Annotated in this window: 15 protein-coding genes and 1 pseudogene; 8 read left to right on the top strand and 8 right to left on the bottom strand. The window is 34.2% G+C overall.

The genetic code is table 11. The features are described 5' to 3' along the window. Positions 1-206: 206 nt before the first annotated feature. Positions 207-1,745, bottom strand: a complete 1,539-nt coding sequence (gene murJ / locus GYW75_RS07690) for a murein biosynthesis integral membrane protein MurJ (protein WP_174798929.1) — start codon at positions 1,743-1,745, stop codon at positions 207-209. A gap of 531 nt (positions 1,746-2,276) precedes the next feature. On the opposite strand from murJ, the gene cobB reads away from it, so the two are divergent. Then, the gene (gene cobB / locus GYW75_RS07695) at positions 2,277-2,960 is read left to right on the top strand and encodes a Sir2 family NAD+-dependent deacetylase (protein ID WP_174798930.1); all 684 of its coding nucleotides are present in this window, start codon (positions 2,277-2,279) and stop codon (positions 2,958-2,960) included. 9 nt (positions 2,961-2,969) lie between these two features. Here cobB and mtgA read toward each other — a convergent pair whose 3' ends face one another. Further along, positions 2,970-3,665, bottom strand: coding sequence for a monofunctional biosynthetic peptidoglycan transglycosylase (mtgA, locus tag GYW75_RS07700; RefSeq protein ID WP_065589894.1), 696 nt, complete (start codon positions 3,663-3,665; stop codon positions 2,970-2,972). A gap of 50 nt (positions 3,666-3,715) precedes the next feature. Beyond that, entirely contained in the window at positions 3,716-4,210 is a 495-nt protein-coding gene (gene mobB / locus GYW75_RS07705) for a molybdopterin-guanine dinucleotide biosynthesis protein B (RefSeq protein ID WP_174798931.1), read from the bottom strand. A 753-nt stretch (positions 4,211-4,963) separates the two neighbouring features. Between mobB and GYW75_RS07710 the strand changes: the two genes are divergently transcribed. Continuing rightward, complete coding sequence (locus GYW75_RS07710) at positions 4,964-6,391, top strand: hypothetical protein (RefSeq protein ID WP_174798932.1); 1,428 nt, start codon at positions 4,964-4,966, stop codon at positions 6,389-6,391. Between the two features lie 545 nt (positions 6,392-6,936). Here the strand turns inward: GYW75_RS07710 and mobA are convergent. After that, positions 6,937-7,524 carry a molybdenum cofactor guanylyltransferase MobA gene (gene mobA / locus GYW75_RS07715; protein WP_174798933.1) on the bottom strand — a complete coding sequence of 196 codons (588 nt, stop codon included), beginning with the start codon at positions 7,522-7,524 and terminating at the stop codon, positions 6,937-6,939. A gap of 144 nt (positions 7,525-7,668) precedes the next feature. Here mobA and GYW75_RS07720 point away from each other — a divergent pair, with 144 nt between their 5' ends. Next, positions 7,669-7,938, top strand: a complete 270-nt coding sequence (locus GYW75_RS07720) for a YihD family protein (protein ID WP_034911797.1) — start codon at positions 7,669-7,671, stop codon at positions 7,936-7,938. 14 nt (positions 7,939-7,952) lie between these two features. Continuing rightward, positions 7,953-8,666, top strand: coding sequence for a DsbA family protein (locus GYW75_RS07725; protein ID WP_174798934.1), 714 nt, complete (start codon positions 7,953-7,955; stop codon positions 8,664-8,666). 103 nt (positions 8,667-8,769) lie between these two features. On the opposite strand, the gene GYW75_RS07730 is transcribed toward GYW75_RS07725, so the two are convergent. Further along, on the bottom strand, positions 8,770-10,767 hold the full coding sequence (locus tag GYW75_RS07730; RefSeq protein WP_238786437.1) for a MacB family efflux pump subunit: 1,998 nt from the start codon (positions 10,765-10,767) through the stop codon (positions 8,770-8,772). Next, positions 10,739-11,920: an efflux RND transporter periplasmic adaptor subunit gene (locus tag GYW75_RS07735; RefSeq protein ID WP_174798995.1), complete on the bottom strand. Its 1,182-nt coding sequence runs from the start codon at positions 11,918-11,920 to the stop codon at positions 10,739-10,741. Before GYW75_RS07735 ends, GYW75_RS07730 begins: the two co-directional genes overlap by 29 nt. A 587-nt stretch (positions 11,921-12,507) precedes the next feature. Here GYW75_RS07735 and ftsY point away from each other — a divergent pair. The 4 genes and pseudogenes from ftsY to rpoH all read left to right on the top strand — a co-directional run. Next, positions 12,508-13,431, top strand: a pseudogene (ftsY, locus tag GYW75_RS07740) (signal recognition particle-docking protein FtsY); the annotation flags it as partial. A gap of 8 nt (positions 13,432-13,439) precedes the next feature. Continuing rightward, complete coding sequence (gene ftsE, locus GYW75_RS07745) at positions 13,440-14,099, top strand: cell division ATP-binding protein FtsE (RefSeq protein ID WP_034911799.1); 660 nt, start codon at positions 13,440-13,442, stop codon at positions 14,097-14,099. Next, positions 14,099-15,067, top strand: a complete 969-nt coding sequence (ftsX, locus tag GYW75_RS07750) for a permease-like cell division protein FtsX (RefSeq protein WP_065590255.1) — start codon at positions 14,099-14,101, stop codon at positions 15,065-15,067. Before ftsE ends, ftsX begins: the two co-directional genes overlap by 1 nt. 195 nt (positions 15,068-15,262) lie before the next feature. Then, the gene (gene rpoH / locus GYW75_RS07755; protein ID WP_065590254.1) at positions 15,263-16,123 is read left to right on the top strand and encodes an RNA polymerase sigma factor RpoH; all 861 of its coding nucleotides are present in this window, start codon (positions 15,263-15,265) and stop codon (positions 16,121-16,123) included. Between the two features lie 174 nt (positions 16,124-16,297). Here rpoH and ubiA read toward each other — a convergent pair whose 3' ends face one another. Together ubiA and GYW75_RS07765 are read right to left on the bottom strand one after the other, a co-directional pair. Continuing rightward, positions 16,298-17,125, bottom strand: coding sequence for a 4-hydroxybenzoate octaprenyltransferase (gene ubiA / locus GYW75_RS07760; protein ID WP_085164970.1), 828 nt, complete (start codon positions 17,123-17,125; stop codon positions 16,298-16,300). 148 nt (positions 17,126-17,273) lie between these two features. Next, entirely contained in the window at positions 17,274-17,831 is a 558-nt protein-coding gene (locus tag GYW75_RS07765; protein WP_174798935.1) for a TorD/DmsD family molecular chaperone, read from the bottom strand. Positions 17,832-18,091 lie beyond the last annotated feature (260 nt).

An 18,091-nucleotide genomic window follows, 5' to 3' on the forward strand; every position in this document is an offset into this window, starting at 1 on the left:
TAAAGTGATACAACAAAATCCAAATAGAATTAAACTCACTAAAGTCTTTACCACTAAACTATGAGTAGATTAAATTAGACTACCTATAATGAATAGAGTAAAGAAAGAGACTTTTATCTTATATCTTTATTAATTTTTTACTAAAACACATAGTAACCTGAAACTTTTTGACAAAAAGTCAATTTATCTTTATCCAATGCTTATTATTAATCAATTCGTTTAATAAAGTGTTTTATCTTAAATCCCATGGCAATCAATGATGCAAAATAGACTAAAATGCCCACAATAACCAATAAAAATAATCGCCCGATACGAATCAACATTGAACCAGTTGACCAATCAGGTAATAACTGTGAACCGAACCACAATACCGCAGACATTAAAATTACTGCAATGACGATTTTACTTAAAAAGCAACGCCAACCAGGTTGGGGTTGATAAAGCTGTTTTTTACGCAACTGCCAATATAATAATCCAGCATTAAAGCAAGCGGCTAAGCCAATTGATAGCGAAAGACCAGCATGTTGTAATGGACCAATAAAAGCAAGATTCATTAGCTGTGTTAAAATTAATGTAATAATTGCAATTTTAACTGGTGTTTTAATATCCTGACGCGAATAAAAGGCTGGAGCTAGCACTTTAATCAAAATCAACCCAAGTAGACCTATAGAATAAGCAACTAAGGCTCGCTGTGTCATTAAGGTATCATTTAAGGTAAATTGTCCATATTCAAATAGCGTTGATATAAGTGGGCGAGAAATAACCCCTAATGCAATTGTACTCGGTAGAGCCAATAAAAAACAAAGGCGTAATCCCCAATCTAACAATTCACAATATTGTTTATGATCACCTTTAGAAAAGCTTTTTGCTAATGATGGCAGTAAAATGGTGCCTAATGCTACACCAAGCACTCCAGCAGGAAACTCCATTAAGCGATCAGCATAATACATCCACGAAACCGAGCCTGAAACTAGAAATGAAGCAAAAATAGTATTAATAATTAAAGATATTTGCCCTACAGACACCCCTAAAATTGCTGGTCCCATTTGTTTTAAAACCCGCCAAACACCGCTATCTTTTAAGCTAATACGCGGTAATACTAGCATGCCAATTTTCTTTAAATAAGGTAGCTGGTAAAGCAATTGTAAAATCCCACCAACACCAACAGATACAGCAAGTGCCAATACTGGTGGATTAAAGTAAGGCGTTAAAAATAGGGTAAATACAATCATACTCACATTGAGTAGTGTTGGAACAAAAGCAGGGACAGAAAACCGATTCCATGTATTAAGGATGGCTCCAACAAGTGATGCCAACGATATAAAAAAGATATAAGGAAAGGTTATGCGTAGCATGGTAGTTGCAAGTTCAAATTTTTCAGTTGATTCTTGCATAAATCCAGGCGCAGTTAGCATAATGATAAAAGGCGCAGTGATAACTCCAATTAGCGTGACCAACGCCAAGACTAAAGTTAATAATCCAGCAATATAAGCAATAAATGTGCGAGTTGCCTCAGTTCCTTGTTGATTTTTATATTCAGCCAAAATTGGTACAAACGCTTGTGAAAAAGCGCCTTCTGCAAAAATACGGCGGAGTAAATTAGGAAGTTTAAAAGCAACAAAAAATGCGTCGGTGGCCATACCTGCGCCAAAAAAACGTGCAATAATGGCATCACGCACAAAACCTAATACACGAGACACCATCGTCATTGAGCTGACAGTAGCTAAAGATTTTAAAAGATTCATATTCAAATTATATACAAAGTATACAGCCTAAAACTGATAATGAAGCATAGTCTACAAACTATTACTTTAAATAACCATGCTTTTTTAATAAACTTAATTTTATTGATACCGCCAGCAAATACTGGCGAATGTTTGGTTTAACGATCTTCATAAGGTGTAAACAGCACGAATTCAACGATATCTTTATAGGCAGGGCGAATAACTAACAATCATCAAAATTGAGTTCTTCAATCCAATGAGCACACCACCTAATAATACAAGACCAAGACATTACAAATAATGTCGTATAATCATCTTTTGATAAGCCAATCATGTCATAAACACAAAGTCTGAATAGAAATCAACATTGACACAAACGAGAATAAGCTAATAAAGCGCTATTTGAATATATTGAAATCTATTATAATCAAGTTCATCGACATTCCGCCAATGGTTGAATATTGTCACACAAAAATGAAATTAAGTTATATAAGGTGAATACTGCTTAATATTTATTTTGGCGAAAATCTGAAAAAAGAGCATATACCAATTATGAAGATACCAAAAATAGTTATTCTAACCGGTGCCGGTATTTCGGCTGAATCGGGTTTATCAACCTTTCGTGCCCAAAATGGATTATGGGAAGGTTATGATGTTAATGATGTAGCAACTTACGAAGGCTATATACGCAACCCAACAGCGGTACATGATTTTTATAATATGTTACGCCGTAAATTACAAAATCCAGATGTTAAGCCTAATGCAGCCCACTTTGCGCTAGCTGAATTAGAACAGAAATTAGGTAGTGATAACCTCTTAATTGTGACACAAAATGTGGATAACTTACATGAACAAGCTGGATCTAAAAATATTATTCACATGCATGGTGAATTATTAAAAGTGCGTAATGAAAAAACAGGACAGATAATTGATTGCTTTAACGATGTGGATTATCAACAAAACAAATTCATTCGCCCACATATAGTCTGGTTTGGTGAAATTCCGCTACAAATGGAACAAATTTATGATGCGCTTTCACAAGCTGATTATTTTATATCCATTGGCACATCAGGTAATGTCTATCCTGCTGCTGGTTTTGTACAAATCGCTAACCAAATAAGTGCTAAAACGGTTGAACTTAATTTAGAGCCCAGCTTAGGTGAAAGTCTGTTTCAAACCAAAATTTACGGACCAGCAAGTAAAATTGTTCCTGAATTTATCAAAAAATTCATCTAAAGCAAATTGCTACTTTAGTTGTTTAAGATAATTTTTGTTGCCCAAATTACTCATTTGGGCATGAATCCATTTGGTTCTCTTTTTTACTCGTTCACTTGGTTTAATTGGGCTCCAGCGTCTAGGATTAGGTAATACTGCCGCAAGTAAACTTGCTTGTTGTGACGTTAATTGATTGGCACTTACATTAAAATAATACTGAGAAGCCGCTTCAATGCCAAAAATGCCTTCTCCCCATTCTGCACAGTTTAAATAGACCTCAAGGATACGCTCTTTTGACCAAAAAAGTTCTATCCATAATGTAAACCAAGACTCCATTCCTTTGCGAATCCAACTACGAGTTGGCCATAAAAAGATATTTTTAGCGACTTGCTGAGTAATTGTGCTAGCACCTTTAATATTTTTGCTATTTTGATTATGATTTAGCGCTAGGCGGATAGCGTTAAAATCAAATCCCCAATGCACAGGAAAATTTTGATCTTCTGAAGCGATTACCGCAATTTTTATATTATCTGAAATTTCGTCCAAATCTTTCCAGATTCGTTGCTGTGGTGTATTCCAATGCATTATCTTACGTTCTATCATTAGCATAGAACCGAAAGGTGGATTCACCCAACGCATTACTAAGGTCGAAAAGATAGATAATAGCATAAATCCAATTATCGCTTTTTTAGTTATATTTAAAAATTTCCTGAATAAAAGCCTCATGCTGATTTAGATAAAATAACGTAAAAAATTAGCAAATAAGATACGATATATTATTGATTAAATAAATAACTTTTTATAAATTCAATAAGTTGAAGTGGGTTGTTTATATCCAAAATGGGTAAAAAAGCATCTAACGGCTCATCACTAGCAATAGCCAAAGTAAAATCATCAATAAAAAACGGTTTTTTAACGGAGCTTCGGTGACAAATAATTTTAGGAATTTGCTCATCTTTAAAGCCCTCAACTAAAATAATATCAACATCAGAAAATTGATTAATTAAAGTCTGCAAATCGGCAGGTTTATTGGGTGTTTCACAAATTAAAGCGTAACGGTTATCACAAGCCACAATTGTTTGTAACGATCCAGTTTTACGCAATTTATAGCTATCTTTTCCTGGAATATCAAATTCAACATCGTGATGCGTATGTTTTAAAGTCGCCACCTTAAAGCCCTGCTCAACAAGTAGCGGAATAACCTTTGCCAACAAGGTAGTTTTACCACTACCACTGTAACCACAAATAGCGAGCGTTTTTTTTATATTCATTATTTCTTGGTTCAAAATGGTTATAATCAATTTAAACCTAATATACACTATTTTCTACCTCGAAAGAGATAAAACCAATGCAAAAGCCACTAAAATCACAACTCAAACAACACCACAGTCAACTATAACCGTTTGATTTGATTAAAAAACTTAAATAAAATCAATAGTCTACCTGAACGATTTTAAAGTAAAAAACACACTTATAGCACCACAATATTAATATGCTTGCTTTATCACAGCATCAAAATATGCCGATAACGAAGTAAAGTTAGTACGCCAAACTGGGCTGTTGGGTGTGTTTGTGTTTTAGGTGTTATTAGCAATATTAATTATTCAACCAAAGGTCAAAATGTTTGAAATCTGACATCATAATTTAGTTAAAAAATTCACCTATTTTTATAACTGAATCATTTCTATCTTTATGTTTCTTTAAATTTATTTACATTTCTTTACAAAAAAGTCCGCCAAAAAACTAGCCAACTATTTTTTTTACGGCTATACTTTCACAGCTTTAGAAAAATAAGTGAATAATTATAAAAAATTGAAATAAAACAAAATATTACTTGACAGGTGGAACAAAATGCAGTACCCTTTTAGGCACAAGGCACAAGGCACAAGCACTGGCAAACCTATGTCTTAAATTTATCAAATAATCCTATTCGACAAGTTTTTACTCGAAACTCATTTATATCATCGAAATTATCTCTCGAATTATTATCGAAATTATCCACAAAACTATCTTTAAAAATCCCATTGGCATTAGCACCGTTGTTATTATTGCCGTACTCATTAGAATCACAGGCATTATCGGCCACGACTTCTGAGCGCATTCACGGTACTGCGCCTTATTTAACCTTTGATGGCGGTGTTACTAAAGTGACTGAAATAAGGGAATTATTAGGTATTAAGTTATCAGACGGTCGAACATTCACACCGCAAAATAATCCTTCATCATCGACAGCGCCAATCGAGTTACCTAATGTAGAGGATACTTTTGCTGATATTGAAATGATAGTCCCGTCATCAAGCAACTCAATAAATATAAATGACTTAGTGGCACAAGGTAAATGGAGAGATGATGATGGAGATGGTCAGGGTACAAATGGTGTTACTGCAACAGGGAGTATATCGTTAACAATAAAGGATAGAAATGGCACTACCGTTAATCGTAGTGACACATTAAGTCTATGTAACGCGCCTTATAAGGTCACTTTAGATAGTACAGGGGGCACTTTAGAGACCCGTTATGGTGTGCCAAATAGAAGTACATTTAGTGGAGGGACGGTGGATTATTATATTAATCCGAATTCACAGCCTGTGGTTTGTTATTTAAGAGCTGGTGATGTAGCTTCTGACACAGGCCGCTACGCAGGCCCAGCTAACATATGGTCTCCTACTAAGGGCTTTTTAGTTCAGTCAACAACCCCATCATCTTACGACAGAAACTTTCCTACTACAGGAGCAGATGGCTTGTATTTTGATTTGGATATAGTTGGAATAGATGCAAGTCAGTTGAGTTGGACAGTTAACACAAGTGGAAGTATAACAGCAACGGTGAGTTGGACAAAGCCGCGTACAGGGAGAATCACAGACCCTGCAGGGAATTCTTTTAACGCTGATTCTTGGATTGCTGATAAATCCAAGAATGTAACACGGGTAACGTTGCATGGTCCAAGGGCAAGTAGTGGTCAAATAAACTCAAGTAATCCTAGTTCACTAACACGTCCATCTTTACCGCAAACCTTTGAGTTAGTCGGAAGGGATAGAAGTGGTAATGAGGTGAGGTATGGATTTGTGTTGAGGCAGTGGTTCGTCAATCGGGGTGGTCAATTGAAAATTTATAGTGACCAGTTACCATGGTGTAATAGTTTGGGTTATCGTATGCCTAGGGTAAGGGATTTAACCAATGCGAAGTGTGGTGTAGATAGTGTTTTCACATGTGTAAATGGCGCAGATGGCGCCTCACCTCATTCATCAGGTAATAATTACATGCGTTATATAGGTGCAGGATTTCTAAGTGAATGGGGTTGGATAGCTAAACTCGATGCGGGCTTCGTCAACAACACCTACTGGACGAGTGACGCAAAAGGTAGCTACCAGTTCACTGTCCAATCGGGCGTCGGCTCCGTCCTCAGCTACGGCCCTAACAACAGTAATTACGCTGTTTGCACCGCACCTTAGCTTTTAGCGTTTAGTTCTTAATCCTTAGGGCGCGGAAGGGGGTTACGGTGCCTGAGAGGAAAATATAAAAAATAATAAAGCTCCAACGCAAGTTGGAGCGCTGAGTTTAATGACTAAAAGCCAAAACAACGCCCGACCGAAACAATTTTAAAGTTTGCGCTTTTGTTATTAACTAGCTGTTATTAACAAGTTGCCAATAATAGCTATTATCAAATAACAAAAGCGCTTTTATTAAAAAGTCAAATTCAATGTAATAAATAACTAGCCTATAAGTGTTTGATTTTATTTAGAAATGAAAATAAAAGTTCAATAAAATCAATAGTCTACCTAAACGATTTTAAAGTAAAAAACACACTTATAGCACCACAATATTAATATGCTTGCCTTATCAGAGAGCCAAAATATACCGATAACCAAGTAAAGCTAGCACGCCAAACTTGGCTGTTGGGTGTGTTTGTGTTTTAGATGTTATCAGCAATATTAATCATTCTGCAAAAGCCAAAATGTCCTAAAGCTAACACCCTATTTTTTATGAAAATAAATGATTATTTATCTTCTTTCTGATTAAATGAATTAAGCACCTCTAGCGTGTTGATATTGCTAAAACAAACTGCTTTATCGCTAAAATCAACCGATTTAGCACTGATTTGTTCTAAAAACAGCATCAGCTTGCGTTCGCCTTGCTCTAAATAGATTTTTAGTTGTTGAGTAACTGTTTTATGAATAAGTAGAATGGTTGGATGGTGGTATTGTCCGTCATGTGGATAAATAGCGCTGTTATTTGCCGTATAAACAGCTAAACGGTCAATTAAATCAGCTGGCAAAAAAGGCGTGTCACAACTGACAAATAAGTTCCAATCGGTTTTGCTGCGTAATAAACCGCTGTAAATCCCCGATAATGGTCCACAAAATCCTGCTAGGTCATCACTAAATATAGGATAACCTGCTTTTTGGTATTGTTCTGTGTGACGATTGCAATTAATCATGATTGCATCAACGTGAGGTTTGATGCAATCAATGACATGTTGATAAAGTGGTTTTTGATGTAATAATAATAGTCCTTTGTCGTTGCCATTCATGCGGGTACTTTTACCTCCAGCTAGAATGATTGCAGTAATAGAGGGTTTTTCCATAAATTATTTCTCTTTTACGTTGCGAAAAAACAAAATAACATTACTATATAGTAAAGTTATTGCAAGTCGTAGCGTATCATTTTTAATGATTGCTTAATTATCATTATCTTCGAAAGGTTTGAAGATTTACTAAAGGTAACAATTATGAAATGTCATCGTATTGATGAAGTAATGGAATTATTGCAACCCGCATGGGAAGGCGATTCTGATCTTAATTTATTACAATTTTTAGCTAAATTAGGTCAAGAGGCTGGTTTTGAAGGTGAATTAAAAGATTTGAGTGATGAAGTCTTAATTTATCATTTAAAAATGCGGGGTTCGGATAAGAATGATGTTATTCCAGGTCTAAAAAAAGATTATGAAGAAGATTTTAAAACCGCATTGTTAAAAGCTCGTGGGATTATAAAAGAATAAGGAGAATCATTAAAATGAAAAAAACACTTATCGCAATTAGTATTTTGCTTTTTTCTGTAAACTGTTTTGCAAATGAAAGCCCAACTATTACTAAAGCCGACACGTCAGCGAATGCATTTGAGCCGATTGAATTAGGTAAACAATATGCTGCGCTACCAACTAATCCATCGCCAGATAAAGAAGTTATTGAGTTCTTTTCGTTTAATTGCCCAAGCTGTTTTAGATTTGAAATTCAAAATCAAGGTCCTCAAACTATTAGCAAGGCTTTACCAGAAGGTGTTAAATTCAAACGCTACCATTTAGAAGATTTTGGACCATTAGCTAAAGATCTTGCGCAAGCATGGGCTGTGGCTAATGTACTAGGTATAGAAGATAAAGCTTCAGATGCACTTTATAAGGCGGTTCAAAAAGATAAAACAATAAAAACAGCAGATGACATTAAAGCTGTTTTTGAAAAATTAGGTGTTAGTAATGAAGTGTATGATAAAACAAAAGATAGCTTTTTGGTTAACTCATTTATGGCACAACAAGCAGATGCGATTAAAGAGATGAAACCAGATTCAATCCCTACTGTTATTGTTAATCGTAAGTTTTTTATCATAGCAAATCAACTTAATGTAACTAGTGATGATGCATTTATTAATGATTATGCAAGAGTTACTGCATTTGTAGCAGGGTTAGATCCTAATGCAAAAATAGAAGAAAAAGCGCATTCTGATAAAAAATAAATGGTTAACAAGTTTAGAAACAACATAAGTTAATCCCTTATTTTTGACGTTTTAAATCCCATTGTATCATTTTGTGCAATGGGATTTTTTATTATATCAATTGTTACTCTCGCTCTAAAGCATAAATTGGATCGAGTTTAGCAGCCCGTCTAGCAGGGAAATAACCAAAAATAATACCAATTATACTTGAGAAACTAAATGCTGCTATAATAGCTATTGCCGAGAAATTCATTGCAAATGATGTAACAACTGAATTAAAAATAAAGCCAATGGCAAACGAGAGTACAATACCTATTGTTCCGCCAATTAAACATACTAATACAGCTTCAATTAAAAATTGCTGTAATATGTCGCTTGACCGAGCACCAACGGCCATGCGTACGCCAATTTCTCGAGTTCTTTCTGTGACTGATACTAACATGATATTCATCACACCAATACCGCCAACAACGAGTGAAATCAGCGCAATAGCCGAAACCAATAACGTCATTACCCAAGCGGATGAGTTGATTGTTTCTCGTATATTATCGGAATTAAAGATGAAAAAATCTTTTGTACCATGCCGTTGTAACATAATTCGATTAATAGCTTGTTCAGCAACAGATAAATTAACATTATCTTTAACACGTACTGTAATGCTTTTTAACGAAGTTTGACCTACCATGCGGTTAATCACGGTAGTATAAGGTAACCAAACATTCAGGCTTTCATTGCTACCAAATCCTTGCTGTTGTTTAGTTGCAACACCAATTATTCTTACTGGTAACTGTCCAACCATTAAAATTTTTCCAATTGGGTTTTGATTTGCAAATAACCGTTTAACAGTATTGTCATCAATCACTGCATCTTGTGCTGAGGCAATAATACTTGCTTCATCAAAAGATTTTCCTTGAGAAATAGTGTAACCACGAACCGCAAAAAATTGCTCTCCTACACCATTTACTGTTCCAGTTACTGCTAAATTATTAATTCGGAAATAAACACTGGTTGCAAGGTTAGGGGTCGTACTGTGGACAAAGTTTTGTTGCGCCAAAAAATCTGCGTCTGATGAGCGTAATGTAGTAATTTTATCCGCATTACGATCACCAAAGCCCGATCCTGCATAGATTTCTAACGTGCTAGTTCCTAATGAGTTAATGTTAGATAAAATTTTCTGCTTTGTGCCTTGTCCTAATGCAACAACAGAGACTACCGAGGCAATGCCAATAATTATGCCTAACATGGTTAAAAATGTCCGTAATCGCTGCGAAAGCATTGATAGCATGGCCATTTTAAAAGCATCTCGAAAACGGTAATATTTTGCCAGTAGATTATCTTGGGTTCTGGTTGCTTCGATTTGCTTAACTTGCCGATTATCATTTTGATCAAATTGATAATTAGGGTTAATAGAATCAGAAATAATATTACCGTCACTAATTTCAACAATCCTTTGGGCACTTTGGGCAATATTTGAATCGTGGGTAACAATAATAACAGTGTGACCTTGTTGATGTAACTCTTGTAAGATAGCCATCACTTCTAAACCACTTTTACGGTCAAGTGCTCCCGTTGGTTCATCAGCTAAAATGATTTGTCCACCGTTAATTAAGGCTCTGGCAATACTGACCCGCTGTTGTTGCCCTCCAGATAACTGGTTAGGTTTATTGTGGATTTTTTCGGAAAGCCCTAAACGTGTTAAAATTTCGCTCGCTCTTTTTTGACGTTGTTCATTGGTAACACCAGCATAAATAGCAGGGATTTCTACATTGCCTTGTGCGGTTAGTGCATTTAATAAATGGTAACGTTGAAAGATAAAACCAAAATGCTCTCGGCGTAACTGAGCTAACTCATCAGGTGACAATTCACTTGTTGTGCGTCCTCCAATAGAATAAGTGCCTGAGGTCGGTTTATCTAAACAGCCTAAAATATTCATCAAAGTGGATTTACCCGATCCTGATGCGCCAATTATCGCCACCATTTCACCAGCATTAATTGTTAGATTTATGCTTTTAAGAACCTGTATGGTTGAATCGCCTGCTGGAAATTCACGAACAATATTCTCAAGCTTAATAAGAGGTATATTATTGACCATATTAGAATCGAATCCTTGGGGCTCTTGCATTATTACCACCTAGTGAAGCACCATTAGTGCCACTGACCACAACCATATCACCCTCTTTAATCCCCGATTTTATCTCAACATTGACATTATTATCGATACCCAAAGTAACTTCATGTTCTTCGATCTCATTATGTTTATCTAACAGGTAAATAATGGCTTTATTATTGCCCAATTTTTTTTGAATTGCTTGAGATGGAATGGTTAGTACATCTTTTGCCTCAGACAAGACAATATAAACTTGCGCTGTCATTGAAATTCTTAACACATGGTCGGGATTATCTACATCAAATAATCCATTATAATAAATTGCGCTTTTTGTTGTTGATGATGAGCTTGACGAGGTTGTTTCAGTATTAATTGAGTCTGGTGCAGGCTCTATAGCCCGTAATGTTAAACCATCAAAGCGTCTATTAGGTTGGCCTAAAATGGTAAAGTAAACAGGCATTCCTTTTTTTACATTGATCACATCGGCTTCAGAAATTTGCGCTTCAATGGTCATTTTATCAAGTTGTGCGACTTTAACAATGGTTGGTGCACTTTGAACAGAGTTAACAGTTTGTCCTTCATTGACTGGAATTGCAACAATCACTCCATCGATAGGGGAGCGAATTTTAGTATATCCCAAATTAACTTTGGCGGTATCGACTGCAATTTGTGCTTTAACGATATCAGCATCAAGTGCTGCAATATCGGCTTTGATTGCATCGAGTTCGGCTTTTGCTGCATCTAAATCCGATTGAATGCCAACGCCTTTATGAACGAGTTTGTACTGGCGATCATAGGTTAATTGATTGTTAACTAATCTCGCTTTTTTTGCCTCACGTTGTGCCCCTAAACTATTAAGTGACGCTTCAGATTGTTTTAAATCATTGCTTTGTTTAAGATCGTCAATCTCAGCAATCATATCGCCTTGTTTAACTTCATCACCCAACTCAACATAGAGTTTTTTAATTTGTCCAGAAACCTGCGCACCAACACTAACTTGTTTAAAAGCACTAATTGTTCCATCGGCTAGTACGGTTTTTTCAATATTACCTTTGGTAACTGGTGAGGTAATATAATTAGCTGTAGGCTCTGAATGAGATATGAATAAACATACAATATAAATAATTGTAAAGAAGATAGTAGCTATAATTAAATATTTAATTTTCATTAATTTTAACAATGTTTTTCACCCTTTATTTTCTTATTATAATTTTAACATTTTACCGTAATAACAAAAATGATATTGATAATTATTATTAATAAATTGTAATAATTATGAAATTTTAAATTTTAAATTTTAAACTAATTTATAGAAATTATTCGTGTTGTTTATAGTAATTTGAGGAACTATTGTAATAAACATGAATAAAAAAAGTAAAATTGATCAAACCTACCTATCCACAAATAAGTGGAAAAGTAAAAAGAGTGATACGTACTCAAATGAAGATGTGGTATTGTCAATAAACATTTAGCAACTCAAAAATAAAAAACAAATTTTTAAGTGATTTATTAACTATTATAATATGGCTAAACTGCATAAAATGATTGCGAGGAAAATAATTTATGAGTTTTTATAGGATTATTTTAACTTGAAGTGTAAACAACCTAGTGTTTTTCTACATTTTGTAATTAGAAAAAAATCTGACAAAAGAACAAGAATGGTCTCTTTTATTGAATACATTGGGCTTTATTCTAAAATAAGATAAAATGATCTTAGAAAATGTTATGGGATAATTATTTATGGTTGAACAAAAAAAAGAAGGGTTTTTCTCTCGTTTAAAAAAAGGTCTTTTTAAGACTAAACAAAATATTGGTTCAGGTTTTCTTAGTTTATTTAAAGGGAAAAGGATCGATGATGCTTTATTTGAAGAATTAGAAGAGCAGTTACTTATTGCTGATGTAGGTTTTGACACAACCCAAAAAATTATTGATTCCTTAACTAAACAAGCATCGAGAAAAGAGCTAAAAGATGCTGATGCATTACATGATCTTTTAAAACAGGAAATGAAATCTATTTTAGATGGAGTAGATAAGCCCCTTGATATAGAAAGCCATAAACCATTTGTAATATTGATGGTTGGTGTTAATGGTGTTGGAAAAACAACAACAATTGGCAAATTGGCTCGTCAATTTCAACAACAAGGCAAATCGGTTATGCTTGCGGCGGGTGATACCTTTCGGGCAGCGGCTGTTGAGCAATTACAAGTCTGGGGAGAACGGAATAATATCCCTGTTATTGCTCAGCATACTAATGCAGATTCCGCTTCTGTCATTTATGATGCAATACAAGCAGCAAAAGCAAAAAAAATAGATATATTAATAGCCGATACTGCAGGGCGCTTACAAAATAAATCTCATTTAATGGATGAGTTAAAAAAAATAGTACGCGTAATTAAGAAACACGATGAAACAGCACCCCATGAAATTATGTTGACTATTGATGCTGGTACTGGTCAAAATGCGGTTAGCCAAACCAAACTATTTAATGAGGCTGTTGGTGTCACTGGGATGACATTAACTAAATTAGATGGTACTGCAAAAGGGGGTATTATCTTTAGTATTGCCGATCAGTTTAATATTCCTATTCGTTATATTGGTGTCGGGGAGAAAATTGAAGATTTAAGGCCTTTTGTTGCTGATGATTTTATCAATGCTTTGTTTGATGAAACAGATGGTTAGAGAGTGTCATGATTCAATTTCAGCGCGTAAGTAAAGTGTATTCTGGCGGTAAACCAGCACTACAAAATATTAGCTTCACTTTATTACCTGGTGAAATGGCTTTTTTAACTGGACACTCAGGGGCTGGTAAAAGTACGTTAATGCGATTAATTTGTGGGTTAGAAAGAGCGAATGATGGCAAAGTGTTGTTAAATGGCGTTGATGTTTCAAGTTTAAGACGCCAAGAGATGCCATTTCTACGTCGCACAATTGGTATGATTTTTCAAGATCACCAATTACTGATGGATCACACTGTTTATGATAATGTAGCTATTCCATTAATTATTTTAGGTAAACCAGCTGAAGAAATTAAAAGAAGAGTTTCCGCTTCACTGGATAAAGTTGGATTACTTAATAAGATGGAATTTTATCCAATACAGTTATCTGGTGGTGAACAGCAGCGAGTAGGTATCGCTCGCGCTATTGTTAATCGGCCTAGTGTTTTGCTTGCTGATGAACCCACAGGTAATTTAGATGATAAACTATCAAAAGATATCTTAAAGCTTTTTGAAGAATTTAATCAAGCTGGTGTAACGATTTTGATGGCAACGCATAATATGGGACTGATACGACGCAAGCACCATCGAATATTGCATTTAAATCAGGGACGTTTAGAGATTAAAAATTAATGAGCTTAACTAATATCAAACCTAGTAAATCGAAGAAGAATGAAAATAGCTTTTTCTCCCGCTGGATAAGACAAATCGGTTATGCTTGGCGTAACACGTTTAATGACTTTTCTCAGCATATTATTGCTTCATTACTGACCATTTTTGTTATTGCTATTTCAATTACTTTACCAACTATCAGCTATTTACTTTGGAAAAACGCTAGTCAAACTGCACAGCAATGGAATCCAACTCCCAGTTTGACAGTTTATATCAATAAAGAATTAACATCAGAACAAACAACAGAATTGATTGCTAAAATTAAATCTTATTATGAAGTTGATCAGGTTGAATATCTTTCCAAAGATGAAACAAAAGAAGAATTCGAAACGTGGTCTGGGTTTAGTGATGCACTCGATTTGCTAGATGAAAATCCATTACCTGCAGTAGCAATTGTTATTCCTAAAGATGAGTCAAAAAAGACAGCTGTGTTACATCGATTACAAAAAGAATTGCTTACCATTGATGGTATTGATGATATAAAATTAGATGATAGCTGGTTTACTCGTTTAACAGCACTAACTGATATGGTTAAATCTATCGTATGGATTATTTCTATATTTATGATTATAGCTGTATCTCTTGTGATTGGTAATAGCATCCGTTTAAATATATTCTCTAGAAAACAGACGATTATGGTTATGCAATTAATTGGGGCAACAGAAGGATTTATTTTGCGTCCATTTCTTTATAGTGGAATGTTTATTAGTTTTATTAGCGCTATTATAGCGTTAGTGTTATCGGAAATATTTATTTATCAAATAGAGTTAATTATGTTGAATGTTTCTGATACATTTGGAACAATAATTCATATTGAAGGGCTATTATGGGATGAGAGTTTATTGATTGTCCTTATAACAGCTAGTATTGGGTGGCTTTCATCGTTGATTGCGACTAAGAAATACTTAAAAATAGCACAAATTGTCTAGTTATTTTGCTATAAATTGCCAAGATATATATCAATTTAATAAAAGGCTAATATTAAGTAAAACATTTTAAGTATTTTAGCTAAAATAGTGAACTAATTTATAATTCATTGGTCTAATATTGTAATAAACGCTAGTTTAACGTTTTTATTGTTACATATTTAATGTAACGAAATTTATTATTTAAGGGGGAATTAAATGAGTACTGATTTAAAAATGCAAGTAGGTGCTTTAATCCCACAAGGAAATATAGAATCATACCTTCGCATGATTAACACCTATCCAATGTTAACTGCAGAAGAAGAAAAATCATTAGGTGAAAAACTCTATTATCACGATGATGTAGATGCTGCTCGCCAGTTAATTTTATCTCATTTACGATTTGTAGCGCATATTGCCCGTGGTTATTCGGGTTATGGTTTACCACAAGCTGACTTAATTCAAGAAGGTAATATTGGCTTGATGAAAGCAGTACGTCGTTTCAATCCTGAAATGGGTGTTCGTTTGGTCTCATTTGCTGTGCATTGGATAAAAGCTGAAATCCATGAATATGTATTAAAAAATTGGCGTATTGTTAAAGTTGCAACAACGAAGGCACAAAGAAAGCTATTCTTTAATCTAAGAAAGACTAAACAACGTTTAGGTTGGTTCAGTAATGCAGAAGTGGATATGGTAGCAGATGAATTAGGTGTAAGTCGTAAAGATGTACTTGAAATGGAATCACGTATGTCAGCACAAGATATGTCATTTGATATAGATAATGATGACGATGATAATTCAATTATTGCACCGGCACTTTACTTAGAAGATAGCAATTCTGATTTCTCAAAATCAATTGAAAATGATAATTGGGAAAATGATGCGACAGATAGGCTACATGATGCATTATTAAAATTAGATGAACGTAGCCAAGATATTATTAAAGCACGTTGGTTAGATTCTGATGAAAGCAAATCAACTTTACAGGTCTTAGCCGATAAATATAGTGTTTCAGCAGAGCGTATCCGCCAGCTTGAAAAAAATGCAATGAAAAAGTTAAGAGTTGCTATTGAAGCATAATTTTTTCATTTATAATTTTTTAATTAGTGTTAACTTCCTAAACCTTACTTTTAAAAAAGTAAGGTTTTTTTTATAACTTAAACTCATGAAATAAAAGGATATAAAATAAACACAGATATGATTAAGTTATATTTTCGATTGAATCAATCTGTAAATATAGTAGTGATTTAATTTTTAAACAGAAAAGAGACCTAAAAAAACAATCAAACCAACATAATTATTATTCATAAATGCGCTAAAACATTTGTTTCTTTCTCGATCTTTTATCAACCATTGTTGGTAAATAAATAATGCTGTAACTAGTAATAAAGCAATATAAACTATCAACGATAGTTGGTTGATTAAACTAATCAATAATAAACCAATAATAGAAGCTATCTGTAATAATCCAATGATTAATTTATCATAACGTCCAAATAAGATGGCAGTGGATTTTATACCTATTTTTACATCATCGTTGCGATCAACCATCGCATATTCGGTGTCATAGGAAATTGTCCAACAAATATTAACAAAGAAAAGCAACCAACAGGTTAATGGGAACTGCTCAATAGTTGCTGCATATACCATCGGAATGCTCCAACTAAATGCGATACCTAAGATGATCTGAGGTAAATGGGTATAACGCTTCATAAAAGGATAAATCAGCGCAGTTAATAACGCAAAACAACCTATCAACCATGATAGTTTATTTAAAGTTAGCAATAAGCAAAGAGCAATAAATAATAATACAAATAACGTCCATAATGCGTTCTTTTCCGTCAATGCTCCACGAGCCAGTGGGCGATTTTTAGTCCGTTCAACATGTGCATCAAAATGACGATCAGCATAATCATTCACTACGCAACCTGCCGAGCGCATTACAAATACGCCAAGTATAAAAATAATTGTTATGTAAATAGAGGGGTGTCCCGTAAGCCAAATTGCCCAAAGGGTAGGCCAGAGTAAAAGCAATGAGCCAATAGGTCTATCTAATCGCATTAGTTGTAAATAGGCTAGCATTAATTATTTACCTTGAAAAAAGCATAGCATGGATTATACCGATTAAGATAAAAGCTGCAATGTTACAGTATGACAAGTTACAATTCAGCATTAAGTAAAATAATCATTTACCTGAAATAACTATTTTTTCAAAAAATAGAAAATACAATTAAAGCATCTGCAAATATTGATCAGCAATCATAGCTAATGCCCGATAAAATGGACTTATCTCATTTTGCTTTAGTCTTTTTAAATAGGTTGAAGACCAGATCAATAAATGTTCATTGATTAACTGTTTTGCTGCTGTATAGTTATTATTTTCAAGCAACATGGCATACGCCATTAGCATTAATCCAAATTGATCTTCGGGTTCGTTCATTCCTGTATTGAGTGTCAAACCATGTTGCTGCAGAAATTGGCGGTAGCATTCTTGTGATTCGCCTAGTAATAAATGTTCTTTATCAAGGTAAAATGATCCCCATGGTGGTGCAGGCATTGTTCCTTGACCTTCAAATAGTAATGAAAACTGATAATTAAGTTCTGAGTCATCAATGTGATTTGCTAATATATTGCACTGTTCAGAAATAATACAAGGGTTTAACCATTTGACTAAATCATCAATATGTAATAATGCCTGTATTAATGGTGTGGTAACTTTATTATTTGGTGGATAATAAAAAAAAGTACTAAGTAGTTTTGCTAATGTGATTCTGGTTATGTTATCCAAATAAATATCCTTGAAGGTTTGGTTTTTGCGCCTAAAAACAATAAAGAGACAAGAGCTGCTGAACTTTTGTATTAATGATAACCCTCCTTTATGTTTTTAGCCATATCAAACAATGGTTAATGCAACCATATTGTAGAAATTAATCGTATTATTTGCAGTAATTTGAGAAACGGTGGTAATGAATATACATAAAAAAACTAATTTTTTCTCAATTGGTAAGAGATATGGCAATTATATCATTAAGAAAAAATAACTTTCAC

It is taken from the genome of Gilliamella sp. ESL0232 (assembly GCF_013346885.1).
GTDB lineage: Bacteria > Pseudomonadota > Gammaproteobacteria > Enterobacterales > Orbaceae > Gilliamella > Gilliamella bombi.

Bases quoted from the DNA above. Each gene is read 5' to 3' on its own strand.
- ftsE (WP_034911799.1), top strand. From the start codon at position 13,440: ATGATTCAATTTCAGCGCGTAAGTAAAGTGTATTCTGGCGGTAAACCA.
- GYW75_RS07735 (WP_174798995.1), bottom strand. From the start codon at position 11,920: ATGAAAATTAAATATTTAATTATAGCTACTATCTTCTTTACAATTATT.
- GYW75_RS07730 (WP_238786437.1), bottom strand. From the start codon at position 10,767: ATGCAAGAGCCCCAAGGATTCGATTCTAATATGGTCAATAATATACCT.
- GYW75_RS07725 (WP_174798934.1), top strand. From the start codon at position 7,953: ATGAAAAAAACACTTATCGCAATTAGTATTTTGCTTTTTTCTGTAAAC.
- rpoH (WP_065590254.1), top strand. From the start codon at position 15,263: ATGAGTACTGATTTAAAAATGCAAGTAGGTGCTTTAATCCCACAAGGA.
- murJ (WP_174798929.1), bottom strand. From the start codon at position 1,745: ATGAATCTTTTAAAATCTTTAGCTACTGTCAGCTCAATGACGATGGTG.
- ubiA (WP_085164970.1), bottom strand. From the start codon at position 17,125: ATGCTAGCCTATTTACAACTAATGCGATTAGATAGACCTATTGGCTCA.
- GYW75_RS07720 (WP_034911797.1), top strand. From the start codon at position 7,669: ATGAAATGTCATCGTATTGATGAAGTAATGGAATTATTGCAACCCGCA.
- mobB (WP_174798931.1), bottom strand. From the start codon at position 4,210: ATGAATATAAAAAAAACGCTCGCTATTTGTGGTTACAGTGGTAGTGGT.
- ftsX (WP_065590255.1), top strand. From the start codon at position 14,099: ATGAGCTTAACTAATATCAAACCTAGTAAATCGAAGAAGAATGAAAAT.
- cobB (WP_174798930.1), top strand. From the start codon at position 2,277: ATGAAGATACCAAAAATAGTTATTCTAACCGGTGCCGGTATTTCGGCT.
- mobA (WP_174798933.1), bottom strand. From the start codon at position 7,524: ATGGAAAAACCCTCTATTACTGCAATCATTCTAGCTGGAGGTAAAAGT.
- mtgA (WP_065589894.1), bottom strand. From the start codon at position 3,665: ATGAGGCTTTTATTCAGGAAATTTTTAAATATAACTAAAAAAGCGATA.